Below are 22,017 nucleotides of genomic sequence, written 5' to 3'. Positions count from 1 at the left end.
TTATTCCACCGTAATCAGTCCTGCGTTTGCAACAACTTCCTGGCCTTCTGCGGAGAACACATACTCGAACCATGCCTGAATCAGGTCGCTCTGAGCGGAGATTTCTCCATTGGTAGCCATTACGAACGGGCGGTTTAAGAAGTAGGTGCCGGCCTTGATGTTCTCAGCCGTCGCGTCTACGCCGTCGAGCTGGAGGACTGCCACGGAATCATCAATGGCGTCCAGGGAGATGTAGCCGATGGCGCCCGGCGTGGAGGCAACCTTTGCCATAACGGCGCCTGTGCTGTCCAGCTCGTTTGCGTAAGCGCACTGATCTTCTACTCCAAGGATTTCCTCAAAAGCGCCTCTCGTACCGGAACCAGCCTCGCGTCCCACTACGACAATCGGCATATCCTCGCCGCCGACTGCGCTCCAGTTGGTGACTGCGCCGGTGTAAATTTCCGTAAGCTGATCCTTTGTCAGGTTCGTAACCGTGTTGGCCGTATCAACGGCAACGGCAATTCCGTCGATTGCCATGATATTTTCCACAGCGCCTGCGGACTTCTCGTCATCCGTTAAGTTTCTGGAAGAGTTTCCGATGTCGCTGGTGCCGGAAAGCACGGCCTCAACGCCTGCGGAAGAACCGGTGAACTCTACGGAAACGGATACGTCCGGGTATTTCTCCATGAAGCTTTCACGAAGGGCGTTTGCTACCTTCTCCATGGAAGTGGAGCCGGACATGGAGATGCTGCCGGAAAGTGCTTCCTCTGCCGCCTCTGCCGTTGTCGTTTCTGCCTCCGTCGTGGTTTCACCAGCAGTTGTTGTCTCTGTTTCCGTGGTGGTCTCAGCCGTGGTGGCTGCTGTCGTCTCTGTCTCCTGGCTGCCGCATCCCGTCATGGCGCTCATCGCCAGCAGGGCAGCTCCCGTAAGTGCAATCAATTTTCTGATTTTCATAATCTTTTTCCTCCTCATGGATTCCTTTTTCGTTTTTTCTTTTCTCTGTACAATAAGGTTTTACCATTTTCCCGGGGAATGAAACACCACAGAGCCGTAACATCTTTGTAAGATCCGTGTAAAATGAAAATCAAGAAATTCTGCCGAATGTAAATGCAGGTGAGATAAGATGCAATAAAAAAAGCCGGAAAACACGGTTTCGTATTCTCCGGCACAAGGTCTTCTTATATTATGTTAAGATTATTCCAGGTCTCCGCCTTTCACCTGGGGCCTTCCGAGGCTCTCCCACTTTAAGTAAGCACTGATAAAGCCGTCCAGGCCGCCGTCCAGGACACTGTTTACGTTTCCGCTCTCGTAGCCCGTCCGGTGGTCTTTGATTAACGTGTACGGCTGAAGCACATAGGAGCGGATCTGGCTTCCCCATCCGATCTCCTTCACGTCGCCGCGGATGTCGGAAATCTTCTCGGCGTTCTCCTGCTGCTTCAGCATGTAAAGCTTGGCCTTCAACATCTGCATGGCCTTATCCTTATTCTGGAACTGGGAACGCTCATTCTGGCACTGGACGACGATTCCCGTCGGGATATGGGTAATCCGGACGGCCGACGACGTCTTGTTGATGTGCTGGCCGCCGGCGCCGCTGGAGCGGTAGGTGTCGATACGCAGGTCGTCCTGGTTGATCTCCACATCCAGGTCTTCCTCGATGTCCGGCATCACGTCGCAGGACACGAAGGACGTCTGGCGCTTTCCGTTGGCGTTGAACGGGGAAATCCGCACGAGACGGTGGACGCCGCGCTCGGATTTTAAATATCCGAACACGTTGACGCCGTTGATCTGCACCGTCACGGACTTGATGCCGGCCTCCTCGCCGTCGAGGAAGTCGAGCACCTCCGTGGTAAAGCCTTTGCTCTCGGCCCACCGGCAGTACATGCGGTAAAGCATGCTGCACCAGTCGCAGGCCTCGGTGCCGCCGGCTCCCGCGTTTAACCTCAGAATCGCATTGTTGCTGTCGTATTCCCCTGTAAGAAGAGTCCGAAGGCGCAGAGCGTCCAGTTCCGTCGTGAACGCATCCATCATCTTCTGAATTTCAGGAATGATTTCCGGATCATTCTCCTCATATCCCATCTCCAGCATCAGCTCGATTTCCTCGTACTGGTTCTGGAGCTTATGAAATTCCTCAACCGTATCCTTCAGGTTCTTCGCTTCCTTCACAAGGCGGGTGGAGGTTTCCGCGTCCTCCCAGAAGCTCGGCTCCTCCATGGTCTTGTCAAGCTCGTCGATTCTTTGCAGCTTGGCATCGAGATTTAAGGAATCCCGCACCTCCTTTAAGGGCTTTTCATACGTGGATAAGGTGTACTTGAACTGGTCTAACTCAACCATACTTGCCGTCCTCTCTTACTGCTGCGCCAAAAGCTTTCTGCCATGGCACTGTTTAAACTTCTTTCCGGAGCCGCAGGGGCACGGATCGTTGGGGTAAATCTTCTGAACCGTCCGCCTCTGGGGCACTTTCTGGGCGCTGTCGTCCTTGTTGGTTCCCGTCACCTTGGCAGCCGGCTCACGCTCCACCCGCTGTTCCACGCGGATGTGGCAGAGGATGCGGATCGTATCCTCGCGGATGGCCGCCGACATGTCGTCGAACATCTCATAGCCGCTCATCTTATATTCCACAAGCGGGTCGCGCTGGCCGTAGGCCTGGAGGCCGATGCCCTGGCGGAGCTGATCCATGTCGTCGATGTGGGACATCCATTTATTGTCAATGACTTTCAGAAGGATCACGCGCTCGATCTCACGGATTTTCTCCGAATCCGGGAATTCCGCCTCTTTGGACTCGTAGAACTTGATGGCCTCTTCCTTCAGCGCGTGCTTTAATTCTTCCTTCTTCATCTTCCGCTTCTCGTCGTCGGCCCCGATGGGCTTTAAGGGAATGATCGGAAGCAGAAGCTCGTTTAATTCCTTAAAATCTCCGTTTTCCGCGGCCTTGTCGTCGGGGATGGACATGTCCACGGCGCCCTCAACGATGTCTGTCACCATCTTCATGATCACATCGCGCATGTTTTCGCCGTTTAACACCTGCATACGCTCTGCGTAAACCACCTCGCGCTGCTCGTTCATGACTTCGTCGTATTTCAGCAGGTTCTCGCGGATTCCGTAGTTGTTGTTCTCGATCTTCTTCTGAGCCTTTTCGATGGCAGAAGAAAGCATTTTGTGCTCAATCTGCTCATTCTCCGGCACGCCAAGGGCATTGAACATGCTCATGAGCTTTTCGGAGCCGAAGAGGCGCATCAGGTCGTCTTCCAGAGAGATATAGAAGCGGGACTCGCCCGGGTCTCCCTGACGTCCCGAACGTCCGCGAAGCTGGTTGTCGATCCGGCGGGACTCGTGGCGCTCGGTACCGATGATCTTTAAGCCGCCGGCTGCCCTGGATTCGTCATCCAGCTTGATATCCGTACCGCGGCCTGCCATGTTGGTGGCGATGGTGACGGCGCCGTGGACGCCGGCCTCGGCGACGATCTCCGCCTCCAGCTCATGAAACTTGGCATTTAATACCTTATGCGGGATGCCGCGCTTTTTTAACATGCGGCTCAACATTTCCGACGTCTCAATGGTAATCGTACCAACCAGGACAGGCTGGCCTGTCTCGTGAGTCTTTACGATGTCCTCGACGACGGCGTTGAATTTCTCTTTCTTCGTCTTATAGACGGCGTCTTCCCGGTCAAGACGGATCACCGGCTTGTTGGTCGGGATCACGATAACGTCCATCTGGTAGATGTTTCTGAACTCCTTCTCCTCGGTCTGGGCCGTACCGGTCATGCCGGCTTTCTTTGCAAATTTATTGAAGAAGTTCTGGAAGGTGATGGTTGCAAGGGTCTTGCTCTCCCTGCGGACGTTCACATGCTCCTTCGCCTCGATGGCCTGATGGAGGCCGTCGGAATAGCGGCGGCCCGGCATGATACGGCCGGTAAATTCATCGACAATCAGAACCTCGTCGTCCTTTACCACATAGTCCTTGTCGCGGAACATCATGTAGTTGGCGCGGAGGGCCAGGATGATGTTGTGCTGGATCTCCAGATTTTCCGGATCAGCCAGGTTTTCAATATGGAAGAATTCCTCCACCTTCTTGACGCCGTCGGCCGTCAGGTTCACAACCTTGTCCTTCTCGTTTACGATAAAGTCGCCGGTCTCCTCGATCTCCTCGCCCATGATGGCGTTGAGCTTTGTGAACTCCCCGGACTCCTCGCCGCGCTTTAACTGCTTTGCGAGGATGTCGCAGACCTCGTAGAGCTTCGTGGACTTTCCGCTCTGTCCGGAAATGATAAGCGGCGTCCTGGCCTCGTCGATGAGAACCGAGTCCACCTCGTCGATGATACAGTAGTCCAGGTCACGGAGCACCATCTGCTCCTTGTAAATCGCCATGTTGTCGCGCAGGTAGTCGAAGCCCAGCTCGTTGTTCGTCACGTAGGTGATGTCGCACTTGTAGGCTTCCTTTCTCTCGGCGGAGGTCATGGAGTTTAAGACGACGCCCACTTTCAGGCCCAGGAATTCATGAACCTGTCCCATCCACTCGGCGTCACGCTTTGCCAGATAGTCGTTGACCGTGACGATCTGGACGCCTTTTCCGGCCAGCGCGTTTAAATAGGCCGGACATGTGGAAACAAGGGTTTTTCCTTCGCCTGTCTTCATCTCGGCAATGCGGCCCTGATGCAGCACGATTCCGCCGATGAGCTGCACCGGGTAATGTTCCATATTTAATGTTCTCCTGGCCGCCTCTCTCACGGCAGCAAATGCCTCCGGCAGGATGTCGTCCAGCGTTTCCCCTCCGGCCAGGCACTCTTTGAATTTTCTTGTCTGGTCGCGCAGCTCCTCGTCGCTCATAGCCTGCATGGTCGGCCGCAGACTCTCGATCTTCTTGACAATCGGATAAATCAGCTTCAGCTCCCGGTCACTGTGCGTTCCAAATACTTTCTCCACAAGATTCATTCTGCTCGCTCCTAAATACATTTATTGAAAAATTGGTCTGGTTCCCTATGATACAATCTTATATATTCTAGCACCTTCCCGCGTTTTATTCAATCCCTTCCTATTTTTTTAACAATTTAGTCATAATTTCGCTGCCGCTCCCCCAGACAGCTCCTGTCGAATCGTGTTTCCTGGTTACATAAAATAAGTTTTTATTGTAAACCAGACAAATTGCACAAATCATACATTCGATTTTCGTCTTATCCACTTTATCCACAATTATCCACAAGGAAGTTGTTGAAAGTTGTCCACCCGCCCCAGGCCCCATTTTGCGTTAAAATGCAGTTATACACCAAGTTATCCACATTATCCACAATTTTTTACACATTCCGGACACGGTTTTCCAGCAAACGGATTTTTTTCACATTTTTGTACACATCTCATAAAATTCCCTTTTCCGACATTTTTCCGCGCGAAATCCCTTGACAAATGCCGCATCCTGTCGCGGCCCGCCTATCGTACAAATACTTTATTTTTCTTTCTTAAATTGTATAAACTTTTTACAAAATGAATTGTTTTTCACTGAAACATATGCTATACTAATACTAGACATTATACCTGCATGTGCCGTGGAAAAATCCGGCACAATATCCGTCAGGCTGCGGCCGCGGACATGGTATAATGACCGCAAAGCGGGCATTATACCTGCGCATTCTGGTTTCTGCGCTTGCCGCAGAAATCCAGGCGCTAAGTTCCGCCGGAGGCCCATGGCCGCGCAGCGGACATGGTATAATGTTCACAGTGTGAACATTATACCTGCACATACCGGTTTCCGCGCCCGCCGCGGAAAGCCGGGTGCTAAAATCCGCCGGAGGCTCCATGGCCGCGCAGCGGACATGGTATAATGAAACAATCCCAGTAAGAAGGAGTTGATTCTATGCGTTATATCATCAGCGGAAAAAACATCGACATCACTCAGGGTCTGAGAGATGCAGTAGAGGGAAAGATCGGCAAGCTGGAGCGTTATTTTTCACCGGACACGGAAATCCAGGTAACAATGAGCGTTGAGAAGGGACGCCAGAAAATCGAGGTGACAATCCCCGTCAAAGGCCACATTATCCGTGCCGAGCAGGACAGCAGCGATATGTACGTTTCCATCGACCTGGTGGAAGAGATTATCGAGCGTCAGATCAAAAAATACAAGACGAAACTGATTGATAAGAAACAGAGCGCCCTCTCCTTCAGCGAGGCATTTCTGAAAGAAGAAGCAGAGGCTGAAGAAACCGTAAAAATCGTAAAGACGAAACGGTTCGCCATGAAACCCATGGATCCCGAGGAGGCCTGTATCCAGATGGAACTTTTAGGCCACAATTTCTTCATGTTCCTCAATGCGGAAACCAACGAGGTCAACGTGGTTTACAAGAGAAAAGCAAATTCCTACGGCCTGATCGAGCCGGAATTCTAAGGAAACACCGTTTCCCAGATGGACAAGCCATACGATGTGCCGATGCGGGACAATCCGCATCGGCATTTTAAAGGAGGACACTATGAAAATTTCTGTCGTATATTTTTCCGCTTCCGGCCGCACAAAGCAGATGGCCGAAGAGATCAAAAAAGGAATCGAGGCCGTAGAGGGCATGGAAGCCGTTTTAATCCCGGTCGATTCCTTTGAAGAGAACAAAGATTCCTACATAGCCGCCTTAAACGAATCCGTCGGCGTCCTGTTCGGAACGCCGGATTACTATGCTTCTGAGGCATGGCAGATGAAAAAATGGCTGGACACCTGCCCCTGCAAGATGGCCGGTAAGCTGGGCGGCGCTTTCGCAACGGCCAACATGCCCCAGGGCGGCCCGGTCATGACCATCGAGAGCATTCTCGTTCAGCTTCTCGTAAAAGGCATGCTCATCTACTCCGGCGGCACCAGCCTCGGAACCCCGTTCATCCACCTTGGCCCCGTCTGCTTCGGCCCGGAGATGACTGGAAAAGAGCTGTTCCCAATTTTCGGGACAAGATTTGCAGAGAAGGCGAAGGAGCTGTTTGGCCGGTAAACGGGATTCTGGCATTATAATAGGGAAGTGAAAAAGCCCACGCCTGCGTTTTTGCGGGTATGGGCTTTTTGCTGTGTTGATCGGTTCCGAATTCAGACGTTTTTCTGGTTCAGCATCAGATGGGGTGAGACGTTTACCTGTTTCCTGTGCTGTCGTTATCTAAGAATACCCTCGATCCTGTTGCGCCTCTTTGCCCCTGGTACTTCCCCTGATAGGGATTTAAGGCGTGATCGTCAAGCTGTGCAAATACCAGCTGCCCGATACGGCGCCCTGCCGTCAGTTCAATGGCACATCTGCTGGCATTAAACAGCTCCAGCGTGATTTCTCCCTTGAAACCAGGATCCACCCAACCGGCATTTTGAATGAACAATCCCAGGCGTCCGAGGGAACTGCGCCCCTCGACAAATGCTGTCAGATTATCGGGAAGTTCCACAAACTCCATTGTCGTAGCCAATACGAACTGCCCTGGAAGAAGGATATACTTGTCAGCAGTAATCTGCCTGTATGCGGCTTCTTCGCTTAAGCGTATGATCCCGGACGGGGAGTCCTCTGCAATGCTGTACGTGTTCCCGATCCGGATATCAATGCTGGCAGGCTGTATCTGTTCAGGTTCCAGAGGGCTGACAGAGAGCGTCCGCTCCTTAAGCATTTTTATCAGTGTCCTGTCTGAAAGTATCATGTTCTTCTCCTCCTGTTTTTTATCTTCCGGCACCATTTCTTTACCGTATAAATTTCACCATGATATCTTCTTAATGGGGTGTATATTGCACGGTCTCGATGCAAAATCTAATCTTTTTTCGCGGCCCCAATTGCTTCTTCCCCTAACTTGCCGGCTTCTAGTGCCTGATATTCCTGATTTAATTCCCGCAATAGTTCCTCCTCGCTCGGCAAATATAATTTATATTTTGAGGCAAAAATCTGTGTTTCATTTTCAGGCAATGTATATTTAACCACAGATTCCAATAAAAATTGCCGCCCTGCAAACCGGCGTAAACTTTAATTTTTATTACATCCCATGCCGCTACGCAAAAGTTGTTTTCATATGGAAAATTATTGTAGTTTTCGCGTGTAACAAGAAACGTTTGACCTTCTTGAAAAACAGGACACTTACCTGTTTGGGGATTTTCCAAAAAGCTCTCTACCAGTTCTTTTCATACCCGCGCTTTAGAACGGTAATTTTTATCTTTATGCTCATAGCTATTCCTCTACATCTATACGTTCGACTTTGAAAATGACCGGCCTGGTACCATCGTTGCAGCATGCAATCATAACTTTATCGTCATTTGTCCATCCACGCATAATTGCTCCGCCTTGTAACGCAGAATAAATATATCTGCTGATGGCGTCCCATGCTTCCGAACAAAACGGAACCCCCTGCGAGCCGCAGTGCATCGTCCCAGGGGATTGCAGTACGCCATCATCCGTTTTTCCGCTTTTTATAAGCGTACCCGCTCCCATGTGCCAAAAATCATCCCGTTCATCGTTGCGATAAAACAGAAACTCATCGCCCACATTATAGCAGGGGCATTTGCCACTATCCGGTACAGCGCAATACTGCGCCTGTAATTCAGGAAACAATTTTTTGTCTAATACAGTAACCTTTACTCTATGCTCCATTTTCTAATCCTCACCTTTCTTTACATGCGGGACACTTTCTACTATCCACATACCACATACATCTGCGGCAATTTCTACACAGCTTTGGCTGTTGGCCTGCAAACTCTTTATTGGCCCACGCGGGATCACATAAATGCCCCCGTCCTACGGCAATCATATCGGCATATCTCTTTTCCAAAATTTGTTCTGCCTGTTCTCCCGTAAAAATATTTCCGACACCAATCACGGGTATGCGCGCTTGTCGTTTCACAAGAGAAGCAGCATATATTTTTGCATCAAATCCAAAATCTGACGGAACGCCTTCATACCCTTTGCAGCCGGTAGAGACATCCAACAGGTCACCTCCTGCTTCTTCGATTGCAGCAGCGATTTGGAGCAATTCTTCATAATTTGGATTGCCAAATCGAACCGCAACGATGAAGTTTTTGCCGCAGAGCTCCTTGATTTCCTGTATCAGTTCTCGAATAATACGCACCCTGTTTGCAAAGCTACCACCGTATTCATCGGTACGGGAATTACGCTCTAAAATCTGATTTAAGTAAAAGCCGTGGGCAGCGTGTAACTCCACTCCAGCAAAGCCAGCTTTTTTGCAGCGTAGGGCGGCATCTATGAACATCTGCTTATACCGCAAGAAATCAATATGGCTGATTTGTGCGATTTCGTTCTCTTGCAAGATATATAGCCCGTCATGTAAGAGCTGTATCATCGGCACAGCGCCCGCAGAGGAAATGACTTCTGCCAATTTAGACATACCATCAATGCATGAGTCATCATAGACTGACAGAACATCAGGAACAGAAATCACTGTACAGGCTTCCACAATAACAAGCCCTGCGCCACCGGATGCATAAGCCCCATAGTATTGCAAATGCCCCGGTTTGACAAATCCATCTCCCGCCCGTAGGGCAAAGTTCGCCATAGGCGGAACAACAATTCTGTTTTTGATGATATGGCCGCAAACTTTTAATGGGGTTCCAAGATATTCAAGGCTCATTCTTCAAGGTTCCTCCCCATTTTATGTGCTTGTTCCGGATAATCCGTTTTTTCTATATCAGACCTCGTATTGCATCCAAGCGCAAGTAGCTGTCCGTCATCGCTCCATTTCAGATGCTTTAGCGTTCTTTTATGGCTGAGGATTGCTCCATCCGCAACACTGGGAGCTGCCGCAGCAGCAGTAAGAATAAGCATGGCTTTCTTGCTATGGTGCTGCAAATCAATTTCTATCCCATGGAATCGGTCGATTGCCATTTTTATTTGCGCAGACAAGGCATGATAATAAACAGGGGAAACAAACACCACCATATCGGCTTTTTTCAGCTCATCATATAATGGCATCATTCCGTCCTTAAAAACACAAGGCTTTTTTCCGCACTCGCAAGTTTCACAGCCAATGCAGGGGTGAACGCACTCAAATGCGGTATCAAAACGGTAGACACGGTGCCCAGCTTCTTCCGCACCACGTATGAACTCGTCCGCCAACAAAGCGGAGGTGCCTCTTTTGTGTGGGCTTCCGGTAATTACAACAATTCTCATAGGTATTTTCTCCTCGTATCTTGAATTGAAAAAGCTACCCATAATGGTACAATTATAGTGACAAAACCAAATTGGTAGATTGTGAGGTGATAAATTGCTAATACCACGCTATTTTTTCACAGATGACTTCCGGCAGTTCTATGAATACTTCCTTTCACAGCCCCATGCCACAAGGACTTTTCACAAAGGGGACTATCTGTGGAAACCCGGACAGCCCTACGAAAAAATCCACTATATCATTTCTGGGGCGGCCATTCATTTTGCAGACCATGAAAACGGACGCAGAAAAATAATCAGCTTTCACGGAGCCGGTACAGTATTTCCCGGTTATCGCCAGTATGACTATAGAATCGAGCTTTCATTGATTACAGCCGCCTTGTCCGATATGAAAGTTCTGGAATTTACGAAAGACCAATTTCAAAAAATGTTTGAAACGAATACTGCATTGAGCGAACAGGTCGTAAACTGGAACTCTATGTATATCAATCGTTTCCTTTTTGAAATCATCCATCAAGAGTACAATCCATCTTTCATAAAAATCTGCAATCTCCTTTATTTGCTTACTATCAATCAGCCCGCCTGTTCCGGCCTTGTGATTGATATGACGCAGGAAGAACTTGCGGAAATTCTCGGGCTTAGCCGTATCCAGCTTACCAGAGGTCTGGCTGACCTACGAAAACAGAACATTATTTCAACGACTCGCGGAAAAGTTCATGTAATCAATCTTCCAGATTTGGCAAAATTCTGTACATCAGAGATACTTTAAGCCATCCTCGTGATAAATTATACAGTTTCAGCCTGTACATCATCTGCTTCAAATGATATACAGGCTGAAATTTTTAGCGGAATAGTGGTCTGCTGTCTATCAAATTCTTTCACGTCACTTTATGGCACATGAGCATTGGTTTCAGGTATATTATAATGCGCTGCCGCAGAATATTCCATTACTATTTCATGTTTGCTTCAGACATAATCAGTCTGAGGGGAGCTGTTCTGCCAATACAGAAATCTGTCAGATATGATATCCTGTCCCCGATATATGATCCGTATAGGGCGGGGGCAGTTTATATCGAAATGATATGGAAGTCAGTTGCCGGAGGCAATTAGAACCGGAAATGTAAGCCTATACACACGAACAGCGTGTGCATAGGCTTATTTTATCCCTGCCCCAACTCACACTCCCATGTTTCATGGTACATCTCCCGGCTTTCATCCCACTCATTATAAGGTTCGCTCTCTGTCCTGTGAAAGCCGAATTTTCCATAAAGGTGCCGCGCCGGCTTTAAAATATCCAGCGTTCCAAGATAAAGATGGACATACCCCTTTTGGGCACAAAAGTCCATGGCGGTTTTTAAAAGCCGGTTTCCAAGGCCCTGCCCCTGCTCGTCTGTGTCGACGCCGAACCAGCGAAGCTGCGCCCGGTCATCGCCTCTTTTTATGACGGCAATATCTCCCACAATCCTGCCGTCTGCCTCTGCAATCCACATCTGGTTTCCTTCCGGGTCATCATAAATCTCCGCCATTCCGCCCAGCATTTCCTTTTCGTAAAGCCCATTGAAATGGTACTGCTTTTCATAGAGCCGATACTGGAACCAACATACTAGACTCGGGTCACCTGGCTCAAAGGTACGGATTATAATTTCATGTTTCATCACTTTTTTATCTCCTTCGCCTCATTTTCCCGCAGGGTCTTTTCAATAAATTCCATCGCCCTGCAAAGTTCCCGGCATGTTTCCGGGGTCATGTCCTTTAGCTTTCCGGCAATCTGGCAGTTTCCGCTCCGGTCGATCTGCTCCGCCGTCTTTATTCCGTCCTGCGTAAGATGCAGCCTCTTCTGGCCTCTCGTTCCCGGTATCAACTCACGCTCCAGCAGGCCTTGTTTTTCAAATTTAGCCAGGATCCTGCTGACATAGCTCTTGTCCATGCGAAGATGCCCGCACAGACCCGTTGCACTGATCTCCGGATACATATAAATTTCAAACAGTACCCGGGACTCCGGCCACGTCAGCTCTGTTCCCAGATATGCTTTGTTCATCACATCCAGCCAGGCCGTATAGTACCGGTTAAAGGACCGTATCTTCTGAATCCAATCGCTGTCCATGTTTTTCCCTCCTGCATATGAGTTGATTTTATCAACTCAATAATAGCTCTTTTGGTTGAATTTATCAACTCTTATTTCGCATAGTTCTCGCATGGGCTTGCATATTCCCGCAAAAATATGGAAAACTATCCATAAGTCCGGGACTTTCCGTTCCCGACATCATCTGCAAACCGGAAGGAGTCATGCTGAATGCTGGAAAAACTGGAAGAAAAAGCGATGGTACAGTTCCTGTCAAGATTTGACGAGTATCCATTCCTTGTAAAATTTAACGACAAGTCCTATCAGGTGGGCCGCGGCGCCCCGGTCTTCACTGTCCACTTTAAAAAGGCTCTGCCGGTACCGGAGCTTTTAACCAGCACCTCCCTTGCCCTGGGCGAAGCCTACATGGACGGCGATCTGGAAATCGAAGGCGATCTTTACGACGCCCTCGACCATTTTCTCGGGCAGATGGGGAAATTCTCCACAAACGAGCGGGCTTTAAAAAAACTGATCCACACGCCGGTCACGAAAAAAGTACAGGAGAAAGAAGTCACGAGCCATTATGACATCGGAAATGATTTTTACAAGCTCTGGCTGGACGATACCTTAAGTTATTCCTGCGCCTATTTTAAAAATCCCGATGACAGCCTTTACGCGGCACAGGTCAATAAAGTGGGGTATATTTTAGAAAAGCTTCATTTAAAGGAAGGCATGACCCTCTTAGACATCGGCTGCGGATGGGGCTTTCTCCTCATCGAGGCAGCGAAAAAATACAAGGTCAAAGGGACGGGCATTACCTTAAGCAGAGAGCAGCATGCGGAATTTCGGAAACGGATCAAAGAAGAAGGGCTCCAGGACATGCTTGATGTGAAACTCATGGATTACCGGGATCTCCCGAAGGAAGGACAGACCTACGACCGCGTCGTCTCCGTCGGCATGGTTGAGCATGTGGGACGGGAAAATTACCAGCTTTTCAACGACTGCGTCCGCGACGTCTTAAAGGACGGCGGACTGTTTCTCCTGCATTTTATCAGTGCATTAAAAGAATACCCGGGAGATGCATGGATTAAAAAATACATCTTCCCGGGCGGTGTCGTCCCAAGTCTCAGGGAAATGATCGCAGACATGGCAAACGACGGCTTCCATGTCCTCGACGTGGAAAACCTGCGGATGCACTACAATAAAACCCTGCTCTGCTGGGAAAACAATTATAAAAAGAACCTGGACGAGGTGAGGAAACGGTTCGACGAGCGGTTCGTCCGCATGTGGAACCTGTATCTTGCGGCCTGCGCGGCCACCTTCCACAACGGAATCATCGACCTGCACCAGATTCTCGCCACAAAGGGCGTCAACAACGAGCTGCCCCTCACCAGGTGGTACTAAGGCTTCCATCAAATGAAAAACAGCCGGGAAATCCCGCCGCGCCGCCGAACCTCTCCGGCGCCGCAGCGTGCATCTCTTCCCGGCCATTCTCTCTATTCGGCCCATCCAAAGGCATACTTGACCGCCTTTTTCCAGCCTCTTACCTTTTCATCTCTCTCCTCCTCGGAGATCTCCGGCAAAAATTCCCGGTCTACCGACCAGTTTTTCAGCACCTCGTCCTTGTTTTTCCAGTATCCGACTGCAAGCCCCGCAAGATACGCAGCTCCCATGGCCGTCGTCTCCACACAGCCGGGGCGCTTCACCGGGACACGGACAATATCCGCCTGCATCTGCATCAGAAGGTTGTTGGCGCTGGCGCCGCCATCCGCCTTTAAAGACGTAAGCTTCATGCCGGAATCCGCCTCCATGGCCCTTAAGACGTCGTTTGTCTGATACGCCAGGGATTCCAGAGTCGCCCGGATGATATGGTATTTATTGACGCCGCGGGTAATCCCGACAATGGTACCCCTGGCGTACTGATCCCAGTAAGGCGCGCCAAGGCCCGTAAACGCCGGCACCACATAGCAGCCGGCCGTGTCCTTCACCTTCCCGGCCATGTACTCCGAATCTGCCGCTGAGTCAATGAGCCGCATCTCGTCCCTCAGCCACTGGATCGCCGCACCGGCCACGAAAATCGAACCTTCCAGGGCATAATTCACTTTGCCGTCAAGCCCCCAGGCGATAGTCGTCACGAGGCCGTTTTCCGAAAACACCGGCGTCTCCCCCGTGTTCATCAGAAGAAAACAGCCTGTCCCATATGTATTTTTTGCATCCCCCGGCTCAAAGCAGGTCTGGCCAAACAGCGCCGCCTGCTGATCTCCGGCCGCGCCGCCGATGGGAATGGGGCCGCCGAAATAAGACGGATCCGTCTCCCCGTAAACCATGCTGGAGGGCTTCACCTCCGGAAGCATGGAAGCCGGAATGTCAAGGAGGGCAAGGATTTCCGGATCCCAGGAAAGCGTCCTGATGTTGAATAACATCGTCCGGGAGGCGTTGGAATAGTCGGTCACATGAACCTTTCCTTTTGTGAGCTTCCAGATGAGCCAGGTCTCCACAGTACCGAACAAAAGCTCGCCGTGTTCGGCCCGCTCCCTGGCTCCCGGCACATTGTCTAAGATCCATTTTAACTTTGTCCCCGAAAAGTATGCGTCGATCACGAGCCCTGTCTTCTTCCGGATCATATCCGTAAATCCCCTGGCCTTCAGTTCATCACAGTAAGCCGACGTCCGGCGGCACTGCCAGACGATGGCATGGCAGATGGGCTCGCCTGTCTTTTTATCCCAGACAACCGTCGTCTCCCGCTGGTTTGTGATCCCAATGGCCGCAATATCGGCGGCAGACGCCCCGGCCTTCGTCATGGCTTCCACTGCGACGCCAAGCTCTGTCGACCAGATTTCATCGGCGTCGTGCTCCACCCACCCCGGCTTTGGGAAATACTGGGTGAACTCCTTCTGGGCCACGCTTTTCATGGCCCCCGTCCTGTCAAACAAAATGCACCGGCTGCTGGTGGTACCGGCATCCAGAGCCATAATATACTTTCCCATGTTCCGCACCCCTTACATAAACCAGACTTCCTCGTCTGTGGTGGAGATGGAGACAGCCCCCGCCTCCAGCGCCGCCGTCACGTCGCTTTTCTCCGAAATCAGGCCGCCTGCAATGACCGGCACCGAAAGCTCCGAGGAAAGCCGCGCAATGATCTTCGGCATCAGCCCCGGCAGGATTTCCACCATATCGGGACGGCAGATGCCGCACTGTTTTCTGATATTCAAAAGGGCCATGGAATCAATGACGAAAAACCGGAATACCGCGTAAATCCCCAGCTCCTTCGCCCGGTGGATTAACGGAAGCTTCGTGGAAATAATCCCGTTCGCCCCGGCTTCTGTCTTTAAAAAGTCCACGGCCACCTCTTTCGGAGCCAGCCCGCCGATCAGATCCGCATGGACGATGGCCAGCTTTCCGGCCGCCTTCACTGTATCCACGATCTGCCGGATCGTACAGATATCGCCGTACAGGATAAATACGACGGAGCTCTCCGATTCCAGGCACCGCCTAAGGCCCCGGTCATCCTTTACGGCAGCGATGACCGGACAGCCCTCGGCGATTTCATATAATTCCTGCTTCATACTTTGCCTTCCGCCGCGCATATTTTATGCCGCGGCATCGTTTTAACTCTTCCCGTGCCGTTTCGCCGCGCATGCCATGCACGCCTCGCAGGCGCTCTTTGCCACGGCCATGCCGCCGAGGGACGTCTCACGAAGCTCCGACGGCAGGGATTTTCCGACTGCATACATGACGCCGACGGTCTCGTCGATGGGCGTAATGCTCTTAATTCCGGCAAGGGCCAGCTCGGCGCTGATTAACGCGTTGGAGGCGCCCATGGCATTCCGGTTCTGGCAGGGATTCTCCACAAGGCCGCCGATGGGGTCGCAGACGAGGCCCAGGATGTTGACGATTGCAAAGGACGCCGCATCCAGGCACTGCCTCGGACTTCCGCCCATGAGCTCTACGGCCGCAGACGCCGCCATGGCGCTGGCAGAGCCCACCTCGGCCTGACAGCCGCCCTCTGCTCCGGCCGTCGTGGCATTTCTCGTAATCAGGTAGCCGATGGCCGCCGCATTGAAAAGTACCTGGCAGATCTCCTCATCGGAAAATCCGTACTGCTCCTGAAGGGAACAGAGGACGCCCGGCAGGACGCCGGAGGAGCCGGCCGTCGGGGCCGCCACAATAAGGCCCATGGACGCGTTGACCTCCAGAACGCCGACCGCGTAGGCGATGGCCTTTGAAATCACGTCTCCGCAGATGTTTTTCCCGTCTTCCCGCAGGGTATGGAGCTTTTTGCTCTCCCCGCCGATCATGCCGCCCATGCTGACGATGTCTTCGTTCATGGGCTTTCTTGCCGCCGCCTTCATGATGGAGTATGCCTTTTCCATCCTGGCCCGTGTCCTGGCCGGATCCTGCTCCAAGTGGGTCGTTTCCCGCTCGAACATGGCGTCGGAAATCCTTTTATTTTCTTTTTCGCAGTATTCCAATAACTGTGCACCGTTTACAAAATTCATACCGTTCCCCTCATTACTCCAGTTTTATGGCCGGAACCAGAACCACGTTCCGAACAGCTTCAAACCCGCTCAGCGCGCTCACCACGGATTCCTTTACGTTTGTGTCCACCTCGATAATCGCATAGGCGATCTTTCCCTTGCTCTCCCTGTAAAGACGCAGGGAGCCGATGTTCAAGTCGTAGGCGCTTAAGACCGTCGTCACGAAGGCCAGCGTTCCCTTCTTGTCGATGTGCTCCACGATCATCGTCGTGTAGTTGCCGGACAGCTCCACATCCACGCCGTTGAGCTTCGTAATCACCGCGTTGCCGCCGCCGATGGATTTTCCCTGGAGCGACATGGTTGCGCCTTCCTCGTCGGTCACATAGATGTCCACGGTGTTCGGGTAGATTTCCTTGTCCTCGAAATCCTCGACAAATTCAAAGGACAGCCCGGCCTCTTTTGCATGGTCGAAGGAATCGCGGATCCTCTCATCGTCGGGATGGTACCCTAAAATTCCGCCCACCAGGGCCCTGTCCGTACCGTGGCCGTGGTACGTTCTTGCGAAGGAGCCGTAGAGGACAAATTTCACCTTCACCGGCTTTGCCTTCACCATTTTTCCTGCGATAAACGCAATTTTCAGCGCCCCGGCCGTGTGGGAGCTGGAGGGACCGATCATATTTGGCCCCAGGATGTCAAATGTTCCGATCTCATTCATTCCGATTTTCTCCTGCTATTTTAATTTAAAAATGTTACCGCCTTGCAAGGTGTCCTGTAATTGGACGAAGTAATGGTAATTCCTGTGGCCGGCGTGCTGGAGTGGATAACCTGACCGCCTCCGATGTACATGGCCACATGGTTGATATAGTCGTCGCTTCCATAGAACAAAAGGTCGCCCGGCTGCACGGAATCAATGGGAATTTCTTTTCCGTTGGCAGCCTGATCCCTGGAGGTCCGCCCGGTGTCGATGCCGAAATGTTCATAAATCCGCATCGTAAAGCCGGAGCAGTCTGCGCCGTTTGTCAGGCTTGTCCCTCCATATACATAGGGATTTCCAAGGAACTGCTTTGCATATGCAACAATCGCCGTCCTGGTTGCCGTCTCCACGGTGTTTCCGGAGCTGGTGCCGGTATTGGAGCCGCCCGGGCCCATGCTGCCGCCGGGGCCGATCTCCTGGTACGCGCTTAAGGTGCCCTCCGCCGCCGTCGTTGTCTCAGGCGCGGCTGTGGTTGTCTCAGGCGCTGCCGTCGTCGTTGGGGCCGCCGTGGTGGTTTCCTCCAACGGATTTCTTGCGATGGTGCCGATCTCTGCCGTCTGGGTTTCTGTTTCCGGCGCTTTGGTGGTTTCCGGCGTCTCCGTCTGGCTTTCGGTGCTCTGGCTTCCTTCGGTCACGGCTTCCGACGTCTGGCTCTGGCTTGCCTGGGCCTCAGCCTCTTTTTTCACCTGTTCCAGGTTTGCGATAGCGTCGGCCGCTTCCTTTTTAAGCCGCTCCTCTTCTTCCTTCTGCGCCTGCTCTTCCGCCAGGCTCACCGCCTGCTTGAATTCCACGCGAAGATTCACATAGTCTTTATGTACATAGCCGGTCAGGTCTGCGTCCACCTGGATTTTTACGAAATCCCCGGTTTCTTCCAATGCCACATACTCGGCGTCCTCGCTTAAAAGCGTCAGCGTCCGGCTTGTGAGATTTGGCTCCTCCCTGAGCCGCAGCGTGTCGGCGTTGGCGATTTTCGCGTACATGGTGCCCACCTGCTTTGCAATCTTCTCCGCGTCGGTGCCGGTGATGAAATACTCTGCCTTGATGTAGCCGTTTACGGTACCGGACTGGATCTGGTACCACTGGCCGTCTTCACCGTCAACCGTCGCCAGGATCGTCGCCGCACAGTTATTATAGATTTTTCCGACGATTTCGCTTGATGTATTGGGCTCTGTCCGCACGTTGACGTAATTGCTCACATGGGAAATCGCCACATTGGAGTAGGCCGAAGCCGTCGACATCACAAGGGGTGCGTCTTCCTTCGGGCTTGTGAAAACCTCGGCTTTAAAGACGCCGCTCTCCTCGATGGCCGACGCAAAGTCCTCCTCCGGCTTTAAGCTTGCCGCATAGTAGTTGTTCAGGGCAACGGCTGCGCCTGCCACCGATGAATCGGTTTCCCATGAGACAGAGGCGTATGCCGTGGACGGCAGGGCTGCCAGCGCGAGCAGGCAGCCGGCAGCCAGTATTTTTATGGTCTTCTTCATTTGGGTCCCTCTCTTTTTTGTCACTGTCCGTTCAAATACCGTTCCACGCCTGTCACACAGTTGGCGCCGTCGGCCACAGCCGTCACGATCTGGCGGAGCGCCTTGGTACGCACGTCGCCTGCCGCAAAAATTCCGGGAACCGAGGTTTTTCCGTCTTCCCCGGCCTCGATATAGCCGCCCTCATCCATGGAAACCGTTCCTTTGTATGCCTCGCTGTTGGGCGAAATTCCCACGGCGATAAACACGCCGTCCACGGAGAGTTCTTTTTTCTCTCCGCTCTTTTTATTCTGAAGTTTCAGGGACTCCACCTTTTCTTTTCCGTCGATGGACTCCACCACCGTATCCCAGAGGATTTCCACATTTTCCATGGCCATGAGCCGCTTCTGGAGGCTCTTCGCCCCGCGCAGCTCGTCACGCCTGTGGATCAGGTACACCTTTTCACAGAGCCTTGCTAAGAAAATGGCGTCCTCGATGGCAACATCGCCGCCGCCTACGACTGCCGTCGTCTTGTTCCGGAAAAATGCGCCGTCGCAGGTGGCGCAGTAGGAAACGCCCATGCCGGAAAATTCCTCTTCTCCAGGCGCCCCTAACTTCCTGTGATGGGCGCCTGTGGCGATGATGACGGCCTTTGTGAGATAGGAGCCGTTCTCTCCCACTACGTTTTTAAGCTTCCCGGAGAGTTCGGCGGCCTCTAAAAGCCCTTCCTTTCCTTCTGCCTCTTCGATGCGGACGACCGTATCTTCTGCGAACTGGGCGCCGAGCTTGTCGGCATGCTCCCGGAATTTCATGCCCAGGTCAAAGCCCCCGATGCCGGGAAGCCCGGCATAATTGTCGACCTCGTAGGTCGTAAGCACCTGGCCGCCGCTCATCATCTCCTTTTCGATGACAAGCGTCTTTAAATCAGCCCTCTGCGCGTATATGGCGGCCCCAAGCCCGGCCGGGCCGGAGCCGATAATTACAAGATCATATATCGTTTCCATAATTACCTCCTGAATCAGGTGAAAGACAGCCTCTGCCGCGGGGTTTGGGCGGCGGCGCGGGCGTAGTGTGGCCCCGCAGTGTGGCCCGATTCCGCTTCGCTCCATCGGGCTCACGCTGTTAACATTATACCATAACCGCCCGAAATAATACAGACGTTTTTCGGGATAAATTCCCGGCGTAAGAAAGTCTTAAGGAATCCAGGTTCCTGCTTTTAAAATCGGGCGTTTGATGATATACTTGGCGGGAAAGGAGAAATTCCCATGAATAAAACAGTGCTCATCACCGGCTCTTCCCGCGGAATCGGCCGTGCGGCGGCCCTTGCTTTCGGGGGAGCCGGTTACAACGTCGTAATAAATTGTATGTCGCAGACGGAAAAAATGCTGGAGCTGAAAAGAGAAATAGAAAAGACAGGTGCCGCCTGCCTGGCTGTACAGGCCGATGCAGGCGATCCGGACGGATGCGAACTGATTTTTTCTGAGGCAGAGGCCCGCTTCGGCTTCGTCGACGTCCTGATCAACAACGCCGGCATCGCCCACATCGGGCTTCTCCAGGACATGTCCATCGAGCAGTGGGACAGGCTTTTAAAGACCAACCTCACGGCAGTCTTTCTCTGCTGCCGCCGCGCCATCCCCGGCATGGTAAAAAAACAGGCCGGAAAGATTTTAAACATCTCCTCGGTCTGGGGCGTCTGCGGTGCTTCCTGTGAGGCGGCCTACTCGGCTTCCAAGGGCGGCGTCAACGCCATGACCCGTGCCCTCGCAAAGGAGCTGGCGCCGTCCCATATCCAGGTAAATGCCGTAGCCTGCGGCGCCATTGACACGGAAATGAACGGATTTTTAGATGCTGAAGAAAAAGAAATGTTATTGGAGGAGATCCCGGCAGGCCGCATGGGGACGCCAGAAGAGGCCGCCGCTCTCCTTCTTAAGCTGGCAGAGGCCCCGGAGTACCTGACGGGACAAGTCATCGGTCTTGACGGCGGCTGGATTTAGGGCGGTGCAATCAAAGTTCAAACGACGCCAGAGGTTCTCCCCGGAAGGCCGCGTATTCTTCGGCCAGCCGCAGAACCTCTTTTTTCTCCACCTCTTCGTTCCAGAGCTCGCCTTTTACTTCCAGGCCTTTCGCCGTCTTTTTCCCTGTCCAGACGCCGGCAGCCTCTCCGCGAAGCAAAATGACGCCGGGATTGAAGACGAATTTCCAGATTTTTTTATGGAGCGACTGATCCGGCTGGAGAACGAGCCGGTCCCTCTGATCGAGAAACGGGTCATGGCCGCCAAGAAGGACAAGCTCCCGCTCCGGAGACGGCGCAGAAACCAGCGCGTCCATGTCTTCTTCCAGGACATATTTCTTTTTCCCAAGGAAGGTGACGCTGCAAAGCCCGTCCGAAACAGTGCCCCACATGCGTCTTGCCTGCTTTCTGGAACAGCCCAGGAACGCCGCAAGCATGTCCGGCGATGCCGGGCCGTAGCAGTGCAGAAATTTCGTCACAAGATTTCGGACGGCGTCTTCGTCCGTCCTCATTTCATGGCCGAGCCAGCCTTTATACGACGTAAACGAGGGGCTCGTCTTTTCCCGCTCCCCGAACACCGCAAGTCCCAGAAACGAACAGGGTCGCAGCAGAAACGAGACGGCCGCGCCGCCAACCGTCTGCTTATCCGGGCTCCCGTACATGGACGGGCTGTCCCAGAGGGCTCTTTTTCCCTCCGGGATATACGGCCGCATCCAGCCGGCCAGCATCTGATCCAACGCTGCCTTGCTGACAACCGTCTTTCCGTCCAACCCGGTAATCACCTCTTTTAAGATTTCAAACACCTCTTCAAATGAAAGCCCCAGAAAATCCAGCGCCAGGCCGATCCCATCCGTATAAATCCACGGTTCTTCTCCCTGCGCCGCAAGGGCGCCGAGAAAGACGCTGCTCTCACCGGCAGGGAAAATGACGGGCAGGCCGCGGAAGCTCCATGCCTGAAGAAGCGTTTTCTCCCGGTACAAAAGCCGCTCCATCTCTTCTCTGCCGCACTCCGGGATCCGGTTATAAAGCGCCGTCTCCCAGGCCCCCGGCGGCGAATTCTGGAGACCGCAGGCGCCCGCCGCCCGGTAAACTTCTGTTTTCCCGTATTCCCGGTCAAGATGGTGGGCGCGCAGCCTGAAACTGCGTACCTGGTTCAGGGTGACTTCTGTCATT

The 22,017-nt window shown here is 52.4% G+C and carries 22 protein-coding genes; 5 read left to right on the top strand and 17 right to left on the bottom strand.

From position 1 onward, the window contains the following. The 3 genes from KE531_13290 to secA all read right to left on the bottom strand — a co-directional run bounded on the left by KE531_13290 (window position 1) and on the right by secA (window position 4,908). On the bottom strand, window positions 1-933 hold the full coding sequence (locus tag KE531_13290) for a phosphate ABC transporter substrate-binding protein (GenBank protein ID MBR9954571.1): 933 nt from the start codon (window positions 931-933) through the stop codon (window positions 1-3). Between the two features lie 240 nt (window positions 934-1,173). Beyond that, window positions 1,174-2,310, bottom strand: a complete 1,137-nt coding sequence (gene prfB, locus KE531_13285; protein MBR9954570.1) for a peptide chain release factor 2 — start codon at window positions 2,308-2,310, stop codon at window positions 1,174-1,176. Window positions 2,311-2,325: 15 nt separating this feature from the next. Further along, window positions 2,326-4,908 carry a preprotein translocase subunit SecA gene (gene secA, locus KE531_13280; protein MBR9954569.1) on the bottom strand — a complete coding sequence of 861 codons (2,583 nt, stop codon included), beginning with the start codon at window positions 4,906-4,908 and terminating at the stop codon, window positions 2,326-2,328. Between the two features lie 916 nt (window positions 4,909-5,824). On the opposite strand from secA, the gene raiA reads away from it, so the two are divergent. Together raiA and KE531_13270 are read left to right on the top strand one after the other, a co-directional pair. Further along, a complete protein-coding gene (gene raiA, locus KE531_13275; GenBank protein ID MBR9954568.1) occupies window positions 5,825-6,352 on the top strand; it encodes a ribosome-associated translation inhibitor RaiA in 528 nt (175 codons plus the stop codon). 82 nt (window positions 6,353-6,434) lie between these two features. Continuing rightward, window positions 6,435-6,935, top strand: a complete 501-nt coding sequence (locus tag KE531_13270; protein MBR9954567.1) for a flavodoxin — start codon at window positions 6,435-6,437, stop codon at window positions 6,933-6,935. Between the two features lie 133 nt (window positions 6,936-7,068). Here the strand turns inward: KE531_13270 and dcd are convergent, their stop codons facing one another. From dcd to KE531_13245, 5 genes are all read right to left on the bottom strand, one after another. Further along, window positions 7,069-7,614 (bottom strand): dCTP deaminase, encoded by a 546-nt coding sequence (gene dcd, locus KE531_13265; GenBank protein ID MBR9954566.1) that lies wholly within the window; start codon window positions 7,612-7,614, stop codon window positions 7,069-7,071. Window positions 7,615-7,721: 107 nt separating this feature from the next. Continuing rightward, a complete protein-coding gene (locus KE531_13260) occupies window positions 7,722-7,898 on the bottom strand; it encodes a hypothetical protein (GenBank protein ID MBR9954565.1) in 177 nt (58 codons plus the stop codon). A 234-nt stretch (window positions 7,899-8,132) separates the two neighbouring features. After that, window positions 8,133-8,552 (bottom strand): TIGR04076 family protein, encoded by a 420-nt coding sequence (locus KE531_13255; GenBank protein ID MBR9954564.1) that lies wholly within the window; start codon window positions 8,550-8,552, stop codon window positions 8,133-8,135. Window positions 8,553-8,562: 10 nt separating this feature from the next. Then, window positions 8,563-9,546, bottom strand: coding sequence for an NADH:flavin oxidoreductase (locus tag KE531_13250; protein MBR9954563.1), 984 nt, complete (start codon window positions 9,544-9,546; stop codon window positions 8,563-8,565). Further along, window positions 9,543-10,085, bottom strand: coding sequence for a flavodoxin family protein (locus KE531_13245; protein ID MBR9954562.1), 543 nt, complete (start codon window positions 10,083-10,085; stop codon window positions 9,543-9,545). Before KE531_13245 ends, KE531_13250 begins: the two co-directional genes overlap by 4 nt. Before the next feature lie 94 nt (window positions 10,086-10,179). Between KE531_13245 and KE531_13240 the strand changes: the two genes are divergently transcribed. After that, complete coding sequence (locus KE531_13240; GenBank protein ID MBR9954561.1) at window positions 10,180-10,851, top strand: Crp/Fnr family transcriptional regulator; 672 nt, start codon at window positions 10,180-10,182, stop codon at window positions 10,849-10,851. Between the two features lie 391 nt (window positions 10,852-11,242). Here the strand turns inward: KE531_13240 and KE531_13235 are convergent, their stop codons facing one another. Both KE531_13235 and KE531_13230 read right to left on the bottom strand, forming a co-directional pair. Beyond that, window positions 11,243-11,737: a GNAT family N-acetyltransferase gene (locus tag KE531_13235; protein MBR9954560.1), complete on the bottom strand. Its 495-nt coding sequence runs from the start codon at window positions 11,735-11,737 to the stop codon at window positions 11,243-11,245. Further along, window positions 11,737-12,186: a winged helix-turn-helix transcriptional regulator gene (locus tag KE531_13230; GenBank protein ID MBR9954559.1), complete on the bottom strand. Its 450-nt coding sequence runs from the start codon at window positions 12,184-12,186 to the stop codon at window positions 11,737-11,739. Before KE531_13230 ends, KE531_13235 begins: the two co-directional genes overlap by 1 nt. Window positions 12,187-12,375: 189 nt before the next feature. Here KE531_13230 and KE531_13225 point away from each other — a divergent pair, with 189 nt between their 5' ends. Next, window positions 12,376-13,548 (top strand): class I SAM-dependent methyltransferase, encoded by a 1,173-nt coding sequence (locus KE531_13225; GenBank protein MBR9954558.1) that lies wholly within the window; start codon window positions 12,376-12,378, stop codon window positions 13,546-13,548. Between the two features lie 92 nt (window positions 13,549-13,640). Here KE531_13225 and glpK read toward each other — a convergent pair whose 3' ends face one another. Genes glpK through trxB form a run of 6 tightly spaced genes read right to left on the bottom strand, consistent with a single transcriptional unit; the run spans window position 13,641 to window position 19,837 of the window. After that, the gene (glpK, locus tag KE531_13220) at window positions 13,641-15,131 is read right to left on the bottom strand and encodes a glycerol kinase GlpK (GenBank protein MBR9954557.1); all 1,491 of its coding nucleotides are present in this window, start codon (window positions 15,129-15,131) and stop codon (window positions 13,641-13,643) included. 12 nt (window positions 15,132-15,143) lie between these two features. Then, window positions 15,144-15,710, bottom strand: a complete 567-nt coding sequence (locus KE531_13215; GenBank protein MBR9954556.1) for a glycerol-3-phosphate responsive antiterminator — start codon at window positions 15,708-15,710, stop codon at window positions 15,144-15,146. Between the two features lie 42 nt (window positions 15,711-15,752). Further along, entirely contained in the window at window positions 15,753-16,643 is an 891-nt protein-coding gene (gene sdaAA, locus KE531_13210; protein ID MBR9954555.1) for an L-serine ammonia-lyase, iron-sulfur-dependent, subunit alpha, read from the bottom strand. A gap of 13 nt (window positions 16,644-16,656) precedes the next feature. Continuing rightward, window positions 16,657-17,337, bottom strand: a complete 681-nt coding sequence (gene sdaAB / locus KE531_13205) for an L-serine ammonia-lyase, iron-sulfur-dependent subunit beta (GenBank protein ID MBR9954554.1) — start codon at window positions 17,335-17,337, stop codon at window positions 16,657-16,659. A 20-nt stretch (window positions 17,338-17,357) separates the two neighbouring features. Next, window positions 17,358-18,857, bottom strand: coding sequence for a C40 family peptidase (locus KE531_13200; GenBank protein MBR9954553.1), 1,500 nt, complete (start codon window positions 18,855-18,857; stop codon window positions 17,358-17,360). 20 nt (window positions 18,858-18,877) lie between these two features. Continuing rightward, window positions 18,878-19,837 carry a thioredoxin-disulfide reductase gene (gene trxB / locus KE531_13195; protein ID MBR9954552.1) on the bottom strand — a complete coding sequence of 320 codons (960 nt, stop codon included), beginning with the start codon at window positions 19,835-19,837 and terminating at the stop codon, window positions 18,878-18,880. A 261-nt stretch (window positions 19,838-20,098) separates the two neighbouring features. Between trxB and fabG the strand changes: the two genes are divergently transcribed. Further along, window positions 20,099-20,827, top strand: a complete 729-nt coding sequence (gene fabG, locus KE531_13190) for a 3-oxoacyl-ACP reductase FabG (GenBank protein ID MBR9954551.1) — start codon at window positions 20,099-20,101, stop codon at window positions 20,825-20,827. 10 nt (window positions 20,828-20,837) lie between these two features. Here fabG and KE531_13185 read toward each other — a convergent pair whose 3' ends face one another. Next, complete coding sequence (locus tag KE531_13185; protein ID MBR9954550.1) at window positions 20,838-22,016, bottom strand: AlkZ family DNA glycosylase; 1,179 nt, start codon at window positions 22,014-22,016, stop codon at window positions 20,838-20,840. Window position 22,017: the final 1 nt, after the last annotated feature.

The sequence above is a fragment of the Eubacteriaceae bacterium Marseille-Q4139 genome (genome assembly GCA_018223415.1).
GTDB lineage: Bacteria > Bacillota > Clostridia > Lachnospirales > Lachnospiraceae > CABSIM01.
The sequence above is the reverse complement of the archived record's forward strand: the minus strand, read 5'-3'. Positions and strand labels throughout refer to the sequence as shown.